Source organism: Virgibacillus sp. W0430 (assembly GCF_051846935.1).
Classification (GTDB): Bacteria; Bacillota; Bacilli; order Bacillales; family Amphibacillaceae; genus JBPYCR01.
In genome coordinates this window covers 53,716-71,030 of sequence record NZ_JBPYCS010000015.1, presented here as the reverse complement: position 1 = coordinate 71,030, position 17,315 = coordinate 53,716, and the positions used below count along the sequence as shown (strand labels likewise).

The window sequence follows — 17,315 nt, the reverse complement described above, 5'->3', positions numbered from 1 at the left end:
CCCCCTACTTTAACCGTTCTACGTATTTTAATTGCTTGAATAATTTTGTCATGAATGATAACGTACATGTAAACTACAAATAATCTCTTCTTATTCTATCATAATGTTTTCATTCTGTTCATAATTGTTCAGCATAGGTAAGGACGTTCATGTTATAATAAGTTAGATTAAACAGCAAGAAAAATTTTAAAGGGGCAGATAAATATGCACATATTGAAAGTTGGAATAAATTATAAAACAACCCCTATAGAAATAAGGGAGAAGCTTGCTTTTTCCGATTCGACCATAGAAGACGCAATGATTCAATTAAAAAATCAAAAAAGCATTTTAGAAAATGTGATTATTTCAACGTGTAATCGTACAGAAATTTATGCTGTAGTAGATCAATTGCATACAGGTAGATATTATATTAAACAATTTTTAGCTGATTGGTTTGCTGTAGATAAAGACGTTTTTTCCACTTATTTGCATATTGTTGAAAATGATGGTGCTATTGAGCATTTATTTCGAGTCGTAGCAGGCTTAAACTCAATGGTTCTTGGAGAAACGCAAATTCTTGGTCAAGTACGGGATGCGTTTTTAAATGCGCAAAAAATTAAAACTACGGGTACGATTTTTAATGAACTTTTTAAACAAGCGATAACGTTTGCGAAACGTGCACATAAAGAGACTGCTATTGGTGAACAGGCTGTATCTGTCAGTTATGCCGCAGTAGAGCTCGCCAAGAAAATATTTGGAACACTTGAAAATAAACATGTTGTTATTATTGGTGCAGGTGAAATGGGTCAGTTAGCTGCGAGAAATCTGCATGGTGCTGGCGTAAGAAAGATGACTGTTGTTAACCGAACAATTGAACGAGCAGAACGGGTGGCAAAACAATTTCAAGCAAAAGCAAAAGCAGCAGAGCATCTGCTTGAAGTAGTAAAAGGAGCAGATATTTTAATTAGTTCAACTGGGTCGAAAACACCTATATTGACTAAACAAGCGCTTGCTCCGATACAAAAAATGCGGAAAGGGAAACCGTTATTTTTAGTAGATATCGCTGTACCAAGAGATCTAGACCCATCTATTGGTCAGTTAGACAGCGTTTTTCTTTATGATATTGATGATTTACAACATATCGTTGATGAGAACCTCGCAGCGCGCTCTGAAGCTGCAAGCGAAATTGAACAATTGCTCGAGGCAGAAATTGTTGCTTTTAAAAACTGGATAACTACTTTAGGGGTAGTTCCAGTCATCTCTGCTTTAAGAGAAAAAGCATTGGCGATTCAAGCAGAAACAATGGCAAGTATAGAAAGAAAAATGCCGGATTTGTCTGAACGGGAACAAAAAGTTCTAAATAAACATACAAAAAGCATTATTAATCAGCTGTTGAAAGATCCAATCATTCAAGCAAAGGAATTGGCTGGATCAAATCATTCGAATGAATCCCTCGCTTTGTTTATAGATATTTTCGGAATTGATGAAGAAGTAAAGAGAGAAGTAGAAAAGCAAGTTCATCAAACGAAAACGATGGCAAAACAAATCGGTAGTAAAAAAGCAACATTATCATTAATCGATAAAATCATTCCGAATTAATGAGAAAGGAAATGCTATGTTTGCTGCAAAGTGGCTGTACGAAATTATTCTTTTCATTTATGGCATGAGCTTAATTGGCTATTTTATCGATTTTATAAAGAGTAACCAAAGGATAAATAATCTAGCCTTTTGGCTATTAAGTATCGTTTGGCTTATTCAAACGATACTTTTATATAACCAGACGTTTATCGTAAAAAACTTTCCAATTTTAACTTTAAACGATGGTTTATTTTTTTATGCTTGGATACTAATTTTCTTTTCATTAGTTATTAACCGCTTGTTTTCGATTCACTTTATAACACTATTTACGAACTTATTTAGCTTCTTTATTTTATTGTTATCGATCTCTTTAAACGCCCAGCATGAGGTGTATGAACAGGGTGCTCAGTTTGTACACGAAATCCTTATTATTCATATTACGCTCGCTATTATATCTTATGGTTTTTTTACGATATCATTTTTACTTGCACTCATGTATTTACTCCAGTATAAATTTCTCAAAAGTAAACGAGGGATTCGGTTTATGTGGCGATTTGGGGATCTTCCTAAACTGGATACCTTTTCATTTGTATGTGTAGTCATTGGTGTGCCATTATTACTTATCGGTATTATTTTAGGTGTAGTATGGGCTTATGTTTCAAATGCTGAGTTTTATTGGCTAGATTTAAAAACATTAGGTTCCATTCTTGTTTTAAGCGTTTATATATTGTATTTAATTTTATGGGTTGGTAAAGGCTATCGAGGAAAACCAATATCACTGTATAATGTAGGAGCGTTTCTAGTGTTGTTAGTAAACTTTTTCTTATTTGGCGTTTTTTCTAATTTTCACTTTTAATAAAATAACAATGGTTCATAGAAAAGGTACTACCTAATCAAACGTTCGAGGAGAGTTGACATGCGAAAATTCATCGTTGGTACGAGACAAAGCAATTTAGCATTAACACAAACAAAAATGGTTATTGATTTGTTGCAACAAACAAAGATGGAAAATGCGTTTGAAATAAAAGAGATAAGTACAGAGGGAGATCGTAAGCTAAATGTTCCCCTTGCAGGCTTAGGTTCAGGTGGGGTGTTTATTCAAGATATAGAAAAAGCATTATTAAATGAAACCATCGACCTTGCTGTACATAGCCTGAAGGATTTACCTCTGAATATGCAGGATAAACTTGTTATTGCGGCAATTCCCACAAGAGAGAATGCAGCAGATGCTTTCCTCGGTCGAAACAATGTAAAGTTAAAAGATTTAAAACGTGGTGCTGTAATAGGTACGAGTAGCATGCGTCGTGCTGCTCAAATAAGAGCGATCAGACCAGATCTTAAAACAAAATGGATTCGCGGAACGGTTGAATCTCGAATTGAACAGCTACAACAAGGGGATTTTGATGCAATAATACTAGCTGTTGCAGGGCTTAAACGCCTTGGTATGGATGAAGAAGTAATTACGGAACAGCTCCCACTTGATACGTTTGTACCAGCAGCAGGTCAAGGAGCATTAGCTATCCAATGTCGAAAAGACGATAAAGAGTTAATAACAGCTTTACACCAAATAAACGATCATGACGCTTATCGTTCGATAATGACAGAACGCCAATTTGTTAAATTAATGGATGAATCTGATCAAGCACCAATTGGGGCATATGCCTATGTGGAAGGTGAAAGAATAATTTTACATGCAACGATAGCATCTGTTGACGGCGATACATTTTTAAAAGAAACGACCATTGGCTCAAGTAGTAATGAGGTTGCTCAATTAGCTGCAGAAAAGTTCATAAAGCAAGGTGCTAAAGAACTAATTGAAGCTGCGAAAAAGGAGTTAAATTCGTAATGTCGTTTCACTTGCAGCAAAAAAAGATTGTAATTACGAGAGAGCAGAAGCAGGCTCAGTTGTTTTCTAAAAAAATTAAGAAATCTGGTGGAGATCCAATTGAAGTACCACTATTGCAAATTCATTGTAAGCCATTAGAAGAAAAACAACGTAATCTGGACTTATCTCAATACGATTGGATCATTTTTACGAGTGCAAACGGTGTTGAGTGTTTTTTTAAAGCCTTCTCACGTATTGAGCTTACGGCGTCGATAGCCGTTGTAGGCCATAAAACAGAACAATCGTTACTAAAGCGTGGCTATCGTGCAGACTTTATTCCTTCAATTTATAATGCAGAAGCTCTTGCGGAGGAATTTATTAATAAAAATGATATTGTAAAAAGGGTGTTGCTCGTTAGAGGTAATCGATCTCTTAACCTTATACCAGTAAAATTTAAAAAGCACGGCATCCCGTTTGATACGATTGAAGTATATGAAACAGGTATTAATACAAATTCAAACGAAAAGCTGCAAACACATTTTCAAACTAATGATGCAATTGATTTTATAACCTTTACAAGCCCATCAACGATTGATGCCTGTATGCAACTCGTTAACGATAAGCACGTTAAAGAGAACATCCTTTCAACAGTTTGTGTTTGCATCGGTTCAACAACTGCAAGCGAAGCGAAAAAGGCTGGCTTTCGTACAATTATCGTTCCAGATTTGTTTACAGTTGAAGGAATGATTAAAAGTATCCGTACTTATTTAAATAATGAAAGGACAGATTGCCTACATGGAAAGTAAGATGAATTATTCACGTCATCGTCGTTTACGTTCATCAAAAGCGATGCGCTCAATTGTACGTGAAACGACTTTACAACCTGAAGATTTTATTTATCCGATGTTTGTTGTAGAGGGAGAGCAAATAAAAAATGAAGTTCCCTCAATGCCTGGTGTATATCAGCTCTCAATTGATCAATTGAAAGAAGAAATTGAGGCGATTGTATCTTTAGGAATAAAAGCGATCATGCTGTTTGGGGTACCAAGTGAGAAGGACGAGCAAGGTACAGGGGCATTTACCCACGAAGGGATTGTACAAAAGGCAATTCGTTCGGTAAAAGCTACATTTCCTGAACTGTTAGTTGTAGCCGATACGTGCTTATGCGAATATACGACACACGGACATTGTGGCGTTATTGAAAACGAGGATGTTCATAACGATCTTTCGTTGCCGCTATTGGCAAAAACTGCAGTATCGCAAGCAGAAGCTGGTGCAGATATTATCGCACCATCAAACATGATGGATGGTTTTGTAATAACGATACGGAACGCACTTGATGCGAACGGGTATGAACATATTCCAATTATGTCTTATGCGGTTAAGTACGCTTCTTCGTTTTACGGCCCCTTTCGAGATGCAGCTGATAGCACACCGCAATTTGGGGATCGAAAAACATACCAAATGGATCCGGCAAATCGATTGGAAGCATTGCGTGAAGCTGCTTCAGATGTCGAAGAAGGTGCAGATTTCTTAATTGTTAAACCTGCATTAGCTTATTTAGACATTATTCGTGATGTGAAAAACAATGTAAACGTACCGGTTGTAGCTTATAATGTAAGCGGCGAGTATGCAATGGTAAAGGCAGCAGCACAAAACGGTTGGATTAATGAAAAGGAACTCGTGCTCGAAAAATTGACAGCAATGAAACGTGCCGGAGCTACTTTGATTTTAACTTATTTTGCTAAAGCAGCTGCCGAATGGTTAAACGAATAAAATAGATGAGGTGATTGCACATGAAAGAATTTCAAAATTCTATAGATGCGTATAAAGAATCGGTTGACTTAATGCCTGGGGGAGTAAATTCACCAGTTCGAGCGTTTAAATCGGTAGGAATGAGCCCTATTTTTATGGAATCTGGAAAAGGCTCTAAAATTTATGATGTTGATGGAAATACGTACATTGATTACGTATTAAGCTGGGGGCCACTTATCCTTGGTCATGCCGATGATCGCGTCGTTACGAAATTGAAAGAATCTATAGAAAAAGGAACAAGTTTTGGAGCACCTACGAAAATGGAAAACAAGCTAGCAAGTCTTGTAATGGATCGTGTGCCCTCCATTGAAATGATTCGTATGGTAAATTCAGGAACAGAGGCTACGATGAGTGCCTTACGATTAGCTAGAGGCTATACCGGTAGAAATAAAATAGTAAAGTTTGAAGGGAATTATCATGGTCATGGTGATTCTTTACTAATAAAAGCAGGATCAGGTGTAGCCACGTTAGGCTTACCCGATAGTCCGGGTGTCCCCCCGGCTGTAGCAGAGCAAACGATTACTGTGCCTTATAATGACATAGACAGTGTCCATTATGTGTTTGAGAAGTATGGAGACGATATTGCTGCTGTAATTGTTGAGCCGGTATCAGGGAATATGGGGGTTGTTGTTCCGAAAGCTGAGTTCTTACAGCAATTAAGATCGATAACAGAAACGAATGGAAGCTTGCTTATTTTTGATGAAGTAATGACAGGGTTTCGAGTAGGCTATCATTCCGCTCAAGGTTACTTTGGCATTACACCAGATATAACTTGTTTAGGAAAAGTAATCGGCGGAGGATTACCTGTTGGTGCTTACGGTGGTAAACGTGAAATTATGGAACGTATTGCACCCTTTGGCGATATTTACCAAGCGGGGACGCTGTCCGGTAATCCGCTCGCAATGACAGCTGGATATGAAACACTTCAGGCAGTAAATGAATCGGACTATAAGGAAATGAATGAAAAAATTGACCAATTAATAGCTGGCTATAAAAAAGCAGCGAACAAAAATCAAATAAATATCCAAATTAATCGTGCTGGATCTATGGTAGGTATCTTTTTTAATGATGAGCCTGTACATAATTATGAAACAGCGCAAAAGTCAAACCTTGAATTATTTGCACAATATTATCGGGGAATGATAGAGGAGGGTGTCTTTTTACCACCTTCTCAATTTGAAGGATTGTTTTTATCTACTGCCCATACAAAAGAGGATATAGAGCGAACGATACAAGCGGTAGAAAAAGTTTTTGCTTCCCTTAAGTAAAATTAAAAGTCTAAAAGGTTTATATCCATATTTTTGGTGTTCTTTGCAAATGACGATGGTGATGTATTTTAAGACGAGGAATACTTAATAAATAAGTAGAATAAAAACATGAAAGCTTGCGCCCTTATTTCGCTGACTTGCACTACAGCCGACAGGCTTTCCGCGGTTACTGCCTCCGCTTCTGTAGCTTCTCTATTCGGTCGCTACAGCGATCTTCGGATGCGTGCTCTTACCACAGGAGTCCGTCGATTTTTGATCCAGTCAGCTTAAAGAGTGGGTATAGCCTTATTGCACACACTTCCATGCCGTTTAAAAAGCAGCGAAAGGTTTGATTAAATCAACCCTTTCGCTGCTTTTGTTCCAATTACTTATTTACGCACTTTTCCGTTGTAAAGGTTCAATATGTTTTTTATGGTATCGGTTACCTAAATAACGGAGAATAAAAAACTGAGCAACAATACCAATAATTAATAATACGATGCTACTACCTATAATTGTGTAAGACAAGTACATTACGCCTGTTAGAGCTGCCGGAACAATTGCATAAGGCATTTGTGTTTTCACGTGTGCGATGTGATCTGATCCAGCAAATATAGAAGCCATCACTGTCGTATCTGAAATTGGTGAGACGTGATCACCAAATATAGCCCCTGCAAAAACGGCACCAATTGCCATATGAATTAAAGGCTCTCCGCCAATACTATAAGCTAAAGGAATCGCAACTGGTGTTAAAATAGCCATCGTACCCCAAGAAGTTCCTGTTGCAAAAGAAATAAACATAGCAATTATAAAAACTAAAAACGGTAGCAAGGCTGGTGTCATCCAGCTCTCTGTTGAATTAACAACAAATTCAGCGGTACCTAACACGTCTGTTACCGTCCCAATTGACCAGGCTAATACGATTATAATTAACGCAGGTAACATAGTGCTAATACCACCGAGTAACGTTTCTTCAATCTTTTGGAAGCCAGCACCTTGAATTAACGCTAATATAATACCAACTGTTGACATTGCAAATGCACCCCAGGTCAGTGCAATGGAAACATCTGTGTCTGCTAGAGCATTCATTATTGATTTGCCCTCTGCACCGCCCCCAGTATACCAAAGTCCCCAAATACTTACGGAAATAAGCGTAACAAGCGGTAAAATAAAATTCCAAACACTACCGCCTTCTTTTTTAAACGGTTCCCCAAGGTCTTGCTCAACAGAGGATAGAGGCGTAGAACCTTCGGCAATGAGTTGACCAGTCGTTTCTGCACGGTGTTCTGCTTTTGCCATCGGTCCAAAGTCTTTCCCTAAAATAATCATCGGAACAGCAAATAAACATAAAATAGCATAAAAATTCCATGGAATGGATTGTAAAAAGGCAAAATAAGGCTCAATACCAACGATCGCAGCACTAGCCATTGCTCCGGCGATTAGTGAAACTTGAAAACCGATCCAGTCGGACACCGGGCCGATTGTCGCCATTGGAGCGGCTGTTGTATCAAGTACGTAAGCAAGCTTCTCTCTAGAAACCTTCTTTTTTCCTGTAATATCTTTGGAAGCGTTACCAACAATAACGGAGTTAACATAGTCATTAAAGAAGATAAGAATACCTAAAACGTAAGGTAAAAATAATACTCGTTTTTTCGTTGTTAGTTTCTTTTCAAGCAAACGAATTAACCCTTCTGATCCGCCTGTTTTGAACATGAAAGCGGCTCCAATTCCTAATAGAGCAACCATCACTAAAAATCGAGCATTCCATTCATCAACCATAACATCCTTCATCCAAGTAAAAGTTAAGCCGACAGCAGAAAACGGATTTCCGCCTGCAGCAATTATGCCGCCAATCCAAATACTAATAAATAATGAAATAAGTACACGTCTTGTAATAATTGCCAATATTACTGCAACAATCGGTGGTACGATAGATAAAAGCTCCACTTCAAAATTCCCCCTTTTTTGTCTATTCCTTGAAAAAGATGTTAAAAGAGAGTATATCAAATAGAATCTGTATAGTAAAGATGTTCTGAAAAGATAAAAACAGAGAGAATATAAATTAGTCTTATGCGCATGTTGTGAAATTGGCATAAACGATTCTTTTTTTTCATATAGTTAATAACATATATGGAATTGCTTTGCCGAAAGGAGGAAATAGCTTGTCAAAAGAACGAGCAGTTTTCAGCTTTGATTTGCATGAGTCTCTTTATTTTGAAAAGGGACAGGAAGTTGCAGAAATGTTAAGCATATCTTTAGAGCCAAATATTTCTATCCAACCGTTTAATGAATATGTATCTATCCGTGGGGTAATCGAGCTCCAAGGAGATTACAAGAAATCCGACGAATTAGCCGAAGAAACAGATCGTTTGGAAGCATATGAAACACACAATTCCTTACGTTATGTAGAAAAAATTTCGGATATGGAAAATGGAAAGCTGTTCTTTTCTCACCGGTTTCCTGTAGAAATATCCGTTCCTGCAAATCGAGTAAGCGATCTAGACGATATTACAGTAGATGTCGATGCGTTTGATTATGAGCTACCAAGTAACGGTCTCTTAGTTTTAAAATCTACAATAAAAATCAATGGCATTAATGAGGATGAAGAGATTGGAACAATGCGAGAAGAAACACAAAACGACCAACTTGAATACGAAGAACGTAAACGAGAAGAAGCGAACACTCGATCCGTAGAGGACCGTATGAATTCTTCTAATGATTTTGTGGAATCCCCCAATTTTGAACTTGATATAAAAACTAATGAACAGCAAGCTGAGAAACCTGTTGCAGAAGGAGAAAAAGATCGGTTTTTATTTAAGCAAACGGAATCAATCCAACAATTTATGAAAAAAGATGAACAGGTAAATGAGTTAAAGTCTACGGAAGAATTAAATAAAGAAATCGAGCTACATAGTGAGCTTGAAAATAGTGCAGAGACGAATTTACAAATAGAGGCTAAAGAAAGTGATGCAGAAGAAGCTGATTTGAACGCAATTGACAGCCTGAATTATTTATCTGATATGTTTCGTAATGAAGCAGAAGAACAGTATTCGAGCATGCGCTTATGTATTGTTCAAGAAGAAGATACAATTGAAACGATCTCCAAAAGATATGAAGTACCAGCGTTACAAATTGTAAATAAAAATAAATTAGTAGATGCTGACTTAACACCAGGGCAATTACTGTATATTCCATCAGTTAATAAGTAAATACACATCCCCCTTAGTTGACCAATTCAAGGGGGGTGTATACTTTCTTTTATTGATTGAGTAAGGAGCTGATAAAATGGCCGAAATCTATGACATATGCAATACATATGGGATTACACCTGAGCACGTAACAGCGAATAGTTCAAACGTTTATAAAATCCAGGATCAAGGTTATTTTTTCGCATTAAAGAAAAGTTCTTTAACAAATGCCACATTGAAAAACTGGGTAAATGTGCTTCATGAAGCACATTACTATCATTTAACGTGTATTCCGCCTGTTTTCCTAACAAAACAGAATCAATTATACGTTAGAAAAAATTCTGACATCTATTATTTAACACCGTGGATAAATGAAACAGAACAAGTAACATTGGGCCAAATGTTCAGTTGTTTAGGTGAAATTCATCAAAAAACTAAAAAAAAATATAATGTAGAGAACGAAGATATTCCTAGACAGTTTGCTGCCTATAGATCTGCTTGTAGTCAATTACAAAGACGCCTTATTCACTATATAGAACAGTTTGAAAGCGTGCATTTCATGTCACCTATTGAACTCCAAGTATGCACACACTTTCATAAGGTTGAGCAGGCAATTAAACTTACACTAGAACATGTGGAACGTTTTTTACAAGAAATATCGACTACAAAAGAATGGAGTATAAGCTTATGTCATCGAAATATAACGAGAAGCCATTTTATAACAAATAATATGACATATTTAATAAATTGGGAGCAAAGCTATTACGATCAACCAATGGTCGACTTGCTAGCTTTATTTTGTGATGAGATTCAAAATAACGGTGCATCAGCAGAGCAATTAAAGCTAGCATATGATGAATATACGACCTATAATAAGCTGTCATTGAGCGAATTATATTATTTACTAATTCATTTATTAAATCCGGTAGATTATATCGAGTTAATTAAGGAATACTCAAACAAGACGATGGATCGGACAATGCTTGAACACGTTCAGCTACTGGAGAAATCCTTTCGCAAAATTAATTTTGGGATAGAATGGAATAATATATTGGAATTAGACTTTCAATTAAATCCATTCTAAATAAAATGCAATAAATAGCCCAACTAATAGTCCGAGTAAAAATACGTCAAATGTCGTTGGAAAAAATAGTGTACGTATCAATTGGAAGATTAATATTGGTAATGTACAGTTTTCTATGACATGAATACAATGTCTGCACCACGGTGGTAAACGATAGCGATAATGGCGCGCCACATAAGACACCTCACTTTTTTAATTTCTTTAAGTATTATATGACTAGCATAAGCTACACCGTGCGTTCATTCGTATTAAAGTTGCATTTATTTAGAAAACTGGTTAAAATAGATGTAATTTCATCCCGTAATGCAAATGAAAGGGATTAGTATAAAACAATTATCCAACAGAGAGGAAAACAATGGTGGGAGTTTTCTGGAAAAATGTTTTAGAAGTCACCCTTGATGCAACTTCTTTGAACTAGGAGTAGAAGAATGTCGGATCGATATCCGTTATCAATGATTGAGTGTGTATAATGAAATGAGTATCAATGCATTTCATTTGCAAACAAAGGTGGTAACACGGAATTTAAATCTTTTCGTCCTTTATTATAGGGAGAAAAGATTTTTTTAATGGAAATAATGGAAAAATTGAAGGAGGAAGTACATATGGAAGGAAAACAGGCGTTTCTTCCGCCGAAATACGATCCCGAAACGGTGGAGTCTGGGCGGTATGAATTTTGGATTAAGGGGAAGTTTTTTGAAGCAAGTGGTTCAGAAGACAAGGAACCATTTACAATTGTTATACCTCCACCTAATGTCACCGGGCGATTGCATTTAGGACATGCTTGGGATACAACAATGCAAGATACAATTGCTCGAATGAAGCGAATGCAAGGGTATGATGTGTTATGGCTTCCGGGTATGGATCATGCTGGAATAGCTACACAAGCAAAAGTAGAGGCTAAACTAAAAGAGCGTAATCAAACAAGATACGAGCTTGGTAGGGAGAAGTTTTTAGAGACGAGTTGGGAATGGAAGGAAGAATATGCGGCGTTTATTCGAGATCAGTGGGGAAAGCTTGGCCTCGGCTTGGATTATTCTCGTGAGCGATTTACGCTTGATGATGGTTTATCTAGCGCGGTTCAGGAGGTTTTCATAAAATTATATGAAAAAGGCTTAATTTATCGTGGCGAATATATTATTAATTGGGACCCGCAAACAAAAACGGCACTATCGGATATTGAAGTAATTTATGAAGAAGTACAAGGAAAGTTCTACCATATGCGTTATCCGTTAAAGGGAAGCGACGAATCAATTGAAATTGCTACAACTCGACCAGAAACGATGTTAGGCGATACAGCAGTTGCTGTTCACCCAAAAGATGAGCGATATAAGCATTTAATCGGTAAAAAGATCGTCTTGCCAATTGTCGGTAGAGAAATAGAGATTGTGGCAGACGATTATGTCGATATGGAATTCGGTTCTGGCGCCGTAAAAATAACACCTGCACATGATCCAAACGATTTTGAAATTGGTAATCGACATAACTTAGAACGTATTTTAGTAATGCATGAAGATGGGACAATGAATGAAAATGCTGGAAAATATGAAGGAATGGATCGTTTCGAATGTCGCAAACACATTGTAAAAGATTTGCAGGACATGGGGGTATTGTTTAAGGTTGAGGATCATACGCATCAAGTCGGACATTCCGAGCGTAGCGGTGCAGTCGTAGAGCCATATTTATCAACACAATGGTTTGTTCATATGCAACCACTTGCAGATGCAGCCGTTGAATTACAACGTAGTGAAGAAAAAGTAAACTTTGTTCCTGAAAGATTTGAAAAAACATATTTACATTGGATGGACAATATTAGAGATTGGTGTATTTCTCGTCAATTGTGGTGGGGACATCGGATTCCGGCTTGGTATCATAAAGATACGAAAGAAGTGTATGTTGGAAAGGAACCACCTTCAGATCGTGAGAATTGGGATCAAGATGAAGATGTACTCGATACATGGTTCTCTTCAGCTTTATGGCCTTTTTCTACAATGGGATGGCCGGATGAAAATGCGGAGGACTTTAAACGGTACTTTCCAACCGACGTACTTGTAACGGGATACGATATAATTTTTTTCTGGGTAGCACGCATGATCTTTCAATCCAAAGAATTTACTGGAGAACGGCCATTTAAAGACGTACTTATTCATGGATTAATCCGTGACTCGGAAGGACGTAAAATGAGTAAATCGCTTGGGAATGGTGTCGACCCTATGGATGTTATTGAAAAGTATGGTGCAGACTCTTTGCGTTATTTCTTATTAACTGGCTCGACTCCAGGACAAGACCTACGCTTTTATTGGGAAAAGGTTGAATCTACATGGAATTTTGCAAACAAAGTTTGGAACGCATCTCGTTTTGCAATAATGAATTTAGACGGGTTTACCTATGAAGATATTGACTTATCAGGAAATTTAAGCCTTGCAGATCAATGGATACTTACTCGGTTAAATGAAACAATTGACCATGTAACTAAAAACACGAATAAATATGAATTTGGTGAAGCAGGACGTTACTTGTATAATTTTATTTGGGACGATCTGTGTGACTGGTATATTGAGATGGCGAAGCTACCTTTATATGGAGAAAATGAAGCGGATAAACAGACAACGAAATCCGTACTAGCACATGTTTTAGATCAAACGATGCGAATGCTGCACCCATATATGCCGTTTATTACAGAAGAAATATGGCAGCAGCTGCCACATGAAGGACAATCGATTACGATCGCCGAATGGCCAGTAGTAGACGAAGCGTTTCATAATCAAGAGGCTGCCCGCGAAATGGATCGTTTAGTGTCCATTATAAAATCTGTTCGTACAATCCGTGCCGAGGTAGACACGCCAATGTCTAAGCAAGTTACGATGCTTATTCAAGCAGAAAATGATGAGATCGTTAGAGAGCTTGAAAGCGAACGGATTTATTTAGAAAAGTTTTGTAATCCGAGCACTTTAAAAATAGCCTCTGCCATCGATGTTCCGGAAAAAGCTATGTCAGCAGTGGTAACGGGCGCAGAAATCTACCTTCCTTTAGAGGGGCTCATTGATTTTGATAAAGAAATTGAACGGCTTGAAAAAGAGTTAGAAAAATGGACTAAAGAAGTGGAGCGCGTTCAAAAGAAATTAACAAATACTGGGTTTGTTAACAAAGCACCAGAGCACGTAGTTGAAGAAGAAAAACGGAAAGAAACAGATTACGTAGATAAGCAGAAAAAAGTACAACAACGATTGAATGAATTAAAAGGGAAGTAATGGAAAAAAAGAGGCTGCATATTTAGCTTTAACGAAGTTTAATGGTTCCAGCTTATCATTTTGTTGATAAGTCGGAACCATATCTTTTTAATTTGTTTCTTTGGCAAATGACGTTGGTCAACTATTTTAAGTGGATTTTCGACCAACGTCATTATGATTAACCTATTTGTCTTTAATCCATTTATGTCATAGCAAACAATTACGCCAATTGATTTTTAATATGTGTAACGTACGTTTTTAATAGGTTAATATCGCTTACGGCACTTAAAATTCTTGAACCAACAACATCCTCAATTTCATTAAAAAGTAATTGGCCGTTATTTCCAATTAAAAAATCAATTCCGACTAAATCAAAATCGAAATGATCGATTATTTTTTGTATTAAAATGCGTTCCTTATAATTAAGAGGATACCACGTAGCTGTTCCACCAAGCTTATAGTTGGCTCTAAAATCATGCTCGTTTTTTCTTAATACCGCCCCAATTATTTCTTTACCAATTACAAATACACGAACATCACAACCGAGCTTAACGTTACAAGTTTGTACGATATAATCAGTTGATTGCAAGCTGTTTCGGCAATTTTCCCATTCCTGTTCATTCGAAATATAAAAAACTTGTTTTCCACTACGACCTGTAGCTTCTTTAACGACAAAAGGGAACGGAAAAGGAGGATAACATTGTTCTATATTTTTCGTACAGAAAATAGTATCTACCATCGGTATGTTTAAACTGCTTACTTCTTGATACGTCCATGCTTTATGGTTCGTCAGCATTGCAACGTTCAATTTATTGAACACCTTTACTCCCAATCCGATTAAGTTCATTTGGATTACCGGTTCTATTGTCCTAATAACAGCAAAGTCAGGTAATTGGACACTTGTATTACGGTACTGTACGATACGTTGATTGTTTATAATCCCTAGATTTAGATATTCTCGTACGATTAACGTGAGCGAGACATTTTGCAATGCTGCCTCTTTAATAAACCAGTCTATATATGCTTTATTCTCTGCCGCATCTTTTTTAGTATAAATAATCCAGCCATTATAACCCATGATTCTTCTTCCTGCCATTCATTATTTTTAAAATATATGCGATTATGTCATCAGCAACATTAATTTTCGTACAGTCGTACATATTACGAATATGTGCATTTGAATTTACTTCACAAATAATCGGACTATTGTTTGCACCGATTAATAAATCAACGCCAGCGAAATCGGCATGAATTGCTTTTGCAGCAGCGATGGCCATTTTACTCTCAGATTCAGAGGGCTGATACGCTTCCATTGTTCCCCCTGCACTTACGTTTGCTCGAAAATCATTTAAGGACGTCCGCTTCATTGCGGCAACTACTTGATCACCTACTACGTGTAAGCGCAAATCCTGTCCATAGCTTGAGGATACAAATGCTTGAAACATAAACGGCTTTCCTTGCAATGCTGCGACTTTATTTAGGAGATCCTTTTTATTATCTATTAAATAAACTTGTTGACCAAAGGAACCGAATGCTTCTTTTACGATCATCGGAAAGCCGAACTTGTTAATTGCTAAGTCGATACTATTTTCGTTAACCGTATTTGAATTAAAAAACGTTTTTGGAGCAATAATTGTATCAGGAACAGGGAGTTTGTTTGCTACAAGCATTTGATAGGTAGTGATTTTGTCATCGCTAATTGCAATCGTTTCCGAGCTATTAAACAGGCGAACTCCTAGTAATTCAAGCTGTTTAGCTAAGTATATATCTTTATCGGTAAATACAACATAGTCAGGAAGACGTTGCTCTTTATGTATTATATCCAAGTCATTCTTTGCTAAAAGAGCATGTAATTCATCGTTTTTAAAAATTGTTGTTGTACTGCTCTGTTTTGCAGCTGCTATTTGAATCCATTCTGCAAGTTCACGGAATTTTGGTCCGGGAAGCTGCCCATTATATATGATCCATCCATGTAATGTCACTTCGTGTTTTCCTCTCTAAATCAATTGCTTATCCATATTTTTCATTGCTATAATCATTCTAATAGAAACAAGACCTTTTACAAAGAAAAGTGGTGCTTTAATGTTTAAAGAGCTTATACAAGTTGAACGTTTTTTCACAAACCGACAATCACTTGGAATAAAGCCTGGACTGGAACGAATGCGGTATTTGTTAAAGCTTGTAGGGAGTCCAGAATCTGATCTGAACGCAATTCATATCGCAGGAACAAATGGAAAGGGTTCAACTGTCCAGTTTATTAAGCGTGCATTACGTGAAAATGGATATAATGTTGGGGTTTTTACTTCCCCTAGCTTTACTGGACTGCTAGGACATATACAAAAAAATGAAGCTGCTATTTCATCAGAAGAGTTTTTAGATATTATAAATGGTCTTTATCCGTTTATTCTTAAAATGGATGAACAACAAAATGGACCAACAGAATTTGAAATATTGACAGTAGTTGCTTTTTTATATTTTCAAAAAGAAAAAGATTTACATGTTACAATTATTGAGGCAGGAATGGGTGGGAGAGAGGATACAACGAATTGTATAACCCCAATACTTTCGATAATAACAAATATAGCGCTGGATCATACTGCGTTCTTAGGTACTACTCCGACTGCTGTCGCTTATCATAAGGCAGGAATTATAAAAAAACAACGACCTGTTATATTAGGCACTGTTAGCCAAACGGTTGAAGACGTTATAAAAAAAGAGGCTTTAAACAAAGATGCATGTTTATTCCAGATTGGAACGCATTTTACATACGAACAAATAACACAAAAATATAACGAGCAATCGTTTATATGGAGCGGGGGGGAACATGCATTTAAAACAGACATTCAGCTTGCTGGGGAGCATCAAGCTCACAATGCATCACTTGCTTTGATGGCATTAGAAATTTTGGAACATAAAGGGTTTTCTATGAATTGGAAGAAAAACATTGAAGGTTTAAAGACAACAACGATAGAAGGGCGGTTTGAGACAATCCACAACCATCCGACAATAATTTTAGATGGTGCGCATAACCCAGCAAGTATTCGCGCTTTTTTACATACTGTCGCGATGCGTCCAACAAAAGAACGACAGGTAATATTTGCAGCCTTCAAAGATAAAGCGATTGATCAAATGCTTCTCGATTTATACGAATGGTTTCCATCGCTCGTTGTTACAACATTCCCTCATCCGCGCGCGGCTGGAAAAGACGAATACGCTCAATCTAACTTTACGTTCGTTGAAGATTGGCAATGGTTGCTAAATGAAATAATAAAAGAAACGAGTGAAAAGGAGTATTATATTACAGGGTCTTTACATTTTATCTCTCTAGCTAGAAAATATATTAGCCAAGCTAAAAATCAATAATAAGCGCGT

Annotated in this window: 13 protein-coding genes and 1 other annotated feature; of the genes, 10 read left to right on the top strand and 3 right to left on the bottom strand. The window is 37.0% G+C overall.

The features are described 5' to 3' along the window. Nucleotides 1-204: 204 nt before the first annotated feature. The 6 genes from hemA to hemL are packed head-to-tail and all read left to right on the top strand — an operon-like array spanning nt 205 to nt 6,465. Nucleotides 205-1,578: a glutamyl-tRNA reductase gene (gene hemA / locus ACLIBH_RS09490; protein WP_439316468.1), complete on the top strand. Its 1,374-nt coding sequence runs from the start codon at nt 205-207 to the stop codon at nt 1,576-1,578. Between the two features lie 16 nt (nt 1,579-1,594). Continuing rightward, the gene (locus ACLIBH_RS09485) at nt 1,595-2,413 is read left to right on the top strand and encodes a cytochrome C assembly family protein (RefSeq protein WP_439316467.1); all 819 of its coding nucleotides are present in this window, start codon (nt 1,595-1,597) and stop codon (nt 2,411-2,413) included. Nucleotides 2,414-2,473: 60 nt separating this feature from the next. Continuing rightward, nucleotides 2,474-3,403 carry a hydroxymethylbilane synthase gene (gene hemC, locus ACLIBH_RS09480; RefSeq protein WP_439316466.1) on the top strand — a complete coding sequence of 310 codons (930 nt, stop codon included), beginning with the start codon at nt 2,474-2,476 and terminating at the stop codon, nt 3,401-3,403. Beyond that, nucleotides 3,403-4,188: a uroporphyrinogen-III synthase gene (locus ACLIBH_RS09475; RefSeq protein ID WP_439316465.1), complete on the top strand. Its 786-nt coding sequence runs from the start codon at nt 3,403-3,405 to the stop codon at nt 4,186-4,188. The genes hemC and ACLIBH_RS09475 overlap by 1 nt, the downstream gene beginning before the upstream one ends. Continuing rightward, a complete protein-coding gene (gene hemB, locus ACLIBH_RS09470) occupies nt 4,178-5,158 on the top strand; it encodes a porphobilinogen synthase (protein WP_439316464.1) in 981 nt (326 codons plus the stop codon). The genes ACLIBH_RS09475 and hemB overlap by 11 nt, the downstream gene beginning before the upstream one ends. A 20-nt stretch (nt 5,159-5,178) precedes the next feature. After that, on the top strand, nt 5,179-6,465 hold the full coding sequence (hemL, locus tag ACLIBH_RS09465) for a glutamate-1-semialdehyde 2,1-aminomutase (RefSeq protein WP_439316463.1): 1,287 nt from the start codon (nt 5,179-5,181) through the stop codon (nt 6,463-6,465). A 372-nt stretch (nt 6,466-6,837) separates the two neighbouring features. On the opposite strand, the gene ACLIBH_RS09460 is transcribed toward hemL, so the two are convergent. Then, on the bottom strand, nt 6,838-8,391 hold the full coding sequence (locus tag ACLIBH_RS09460; RefSeq protein WP_439316462.1) for a Na+/H+ antiporter NhaC family protein: 1,554 nt from the start codon (nt 8,389-8,391) through the stop codon (nt 6,838-6,840). Nucleotides 8,392-8,606: 215 nt separating this feature from the next. Between ACLIBH_RS09460 and spoVID the strand changes: the two genes are divergently transcribed. The 3 genes from spoVID to ACLIBH_RS09445 all read left to right on the top strand — a co-directional run bounded on the left by spoVID (nt 8,607) and on the right by ACLIBH_RS09445 (nt 13,964). Beyond that, entirely contained in the window at nt 8,607-9,653 is a 1,047-nt protein-coding gene (spoVID, locus tag ACLIBH_RS09455) for a stage VI sporulation protein D (protein ID WP_439316461.1), read from the top strand. Nucleotides 9,654-9,729: 76 nt separating this feature from the next. Further along, on the top strand, nt 9,730-10,716 hold the full coding sequence (locus ACLIBH_RS09450; RefSeq protein ID WP_439316460.1) for a hypothetical protein: 987 nt from the start codon (nt 9,730-9,732) through the stop codon (nt 10,714-10,716). A gap of 300 nt (nt 10,717-11,016) precedes the next feature. Then, nucleotides 11,017-11,259 (top strand) — a binding site (T-box leader). 59 nt (nt 11,260-11,318) lie between these two features. After that, on the top strand, nt 11,319-13,964 hold the full coding sequence (locus ACLIBH_RS09445; RefSeq protein WP_439316459.1) for a valine--tRNA ligase: 2,646 nt from the start codon (nt 11,319-11,321) through the stop codon (nt 13,962-13,964). A gap of 199 nt (nt 13,965-14,163) precedes the next feature. On the opposite strand, the gene ACLIBH_RS09440 is transcribed toward ACLIBH_RS09445, so the two are convergent. Together ACLIBH_RS09440 and ACLIBH_RS09435 are read right to left on the bottom strand one after the other, a co-directional pair. Next, nucleotides 14,164-15,021 (bottom strand): ATP-grasp domain-containing protein, encoded by an 858-nt coding sequence (locus ACLIBH_RS09440; RefSeq protein WP_439316458.1) that lies wholly within the window; start codon nt 15,019-15,021, stop codon nt 14,164-14,166. Then, on the bottom strand, nt 15,011-15,925 hold the full coding sequence (locus ACLIBH_RS09435) for an ATP-grasp domain-containing protein (protein WP_439316457.1): 915 nt from the start codon (nt 15,923-15,925) through the stop codon (nt 15,011-15,013). The genes ACLIBH_RS09440 and ACLIBH_RS09435 overlap by 11 nt, the downstream gene beginning before the upstream one ends. A 100-nt stretch (nt 15,926-16,025) precedes the next feature. Between ACLIBH_RS09435 and ACLIBH_RS09430 the strand changes: the two genes are divergently transcribed. Then, the gene (locus ACLIBH_RS09430; RefSeq protein WP_439316456.1) at nt 16,026-17,306 is read left to right on the top strand and encodes a bifunctional folylpolyglutamate synthase/dihydrofolate synthase; all 1,281 of its coding nucleotides are present in this window, start codon (nt 16,026-16,028) and stop codon (nt 17,304-17,306) included. Nucleotides 17,307-17,315: the final 9 nt, after the last annotated feature.

What these genes read in the sequence shown, in the direction of transcription:
- hemA (WP_439316468.1), top strand. Translation starts at nt 205, where the DNA reads ATGCACATATTGAAAGTTGGAATAAATTATAAAACAACCCCTATAGAA.
- ACLIBH_RS09485 (WP_439316467.1), top strand. Translation starts at nt 1,595, where the DNA reads ATGTTTGCTGCAAAGTGGCTGTACGAAATTATTCTTTTCATTTATGGC.
- hemC (WP_439316466.1), top strand. Translation starts at nt 2,474, where the DNA reads ATGCGAAAATTCATCGTTGGTACGAGACAAAGCAATTTAGCATTAACA.
- ACLIBH_RS09475 (WP_439316465.1), top strand. Translation starts at nt 3,403, where the DNA reads ATGTCGTTTCACTTGCAGCAAAAAAAGATTGTAATTACGAGAGAGCAG.
- hemB (WP_439316464.1), top strand. Translation starts at nt 4,178, where the DNA reads ATGGAAAGTAAGATGAATTATTCACGTCATCGTCGTTTACGTTCATCA.
- hemL (WP_439316463.1), top strand. Translation starts at nt 5,179, where the DNA reads ATGAAAGAATTTCAAAATTCTATAGATGCGTATAAAGAATCGGTTGAC.
- ACLIBH_RS09450 (WP_439316460.1), top strand. Translation starts at nt 9,730, where the DNA reads ATGGCCGAAATCTATGACATATGCAATACATATGGGATTACACCTGAG.
- ACLIBH_RS09445 (WP_439316459.1), top strand. Translation starts at nt 11,319, where the DNA reads ATGGAAGGAAAACAGGCGTTTCTTCCGCCGAAATACGATCCCGAAACG.
- ACLIBH_RS09440 (WP_439316458.1), bottom strand. Translation starts at nt 15,021, where the DNA reads ATGGGTTATAATGGCTGGATTATTTATACTAAAAAAGATGCGGCAGAG.
- ACLIBH_RS09430 (WP_439316456.1), top strand. Translation starts at nt 16,026, where the DNA reads ATGTTTAAAGAGCTTATACAAGTTGAACGTTTTTTCACAAACCGACAA.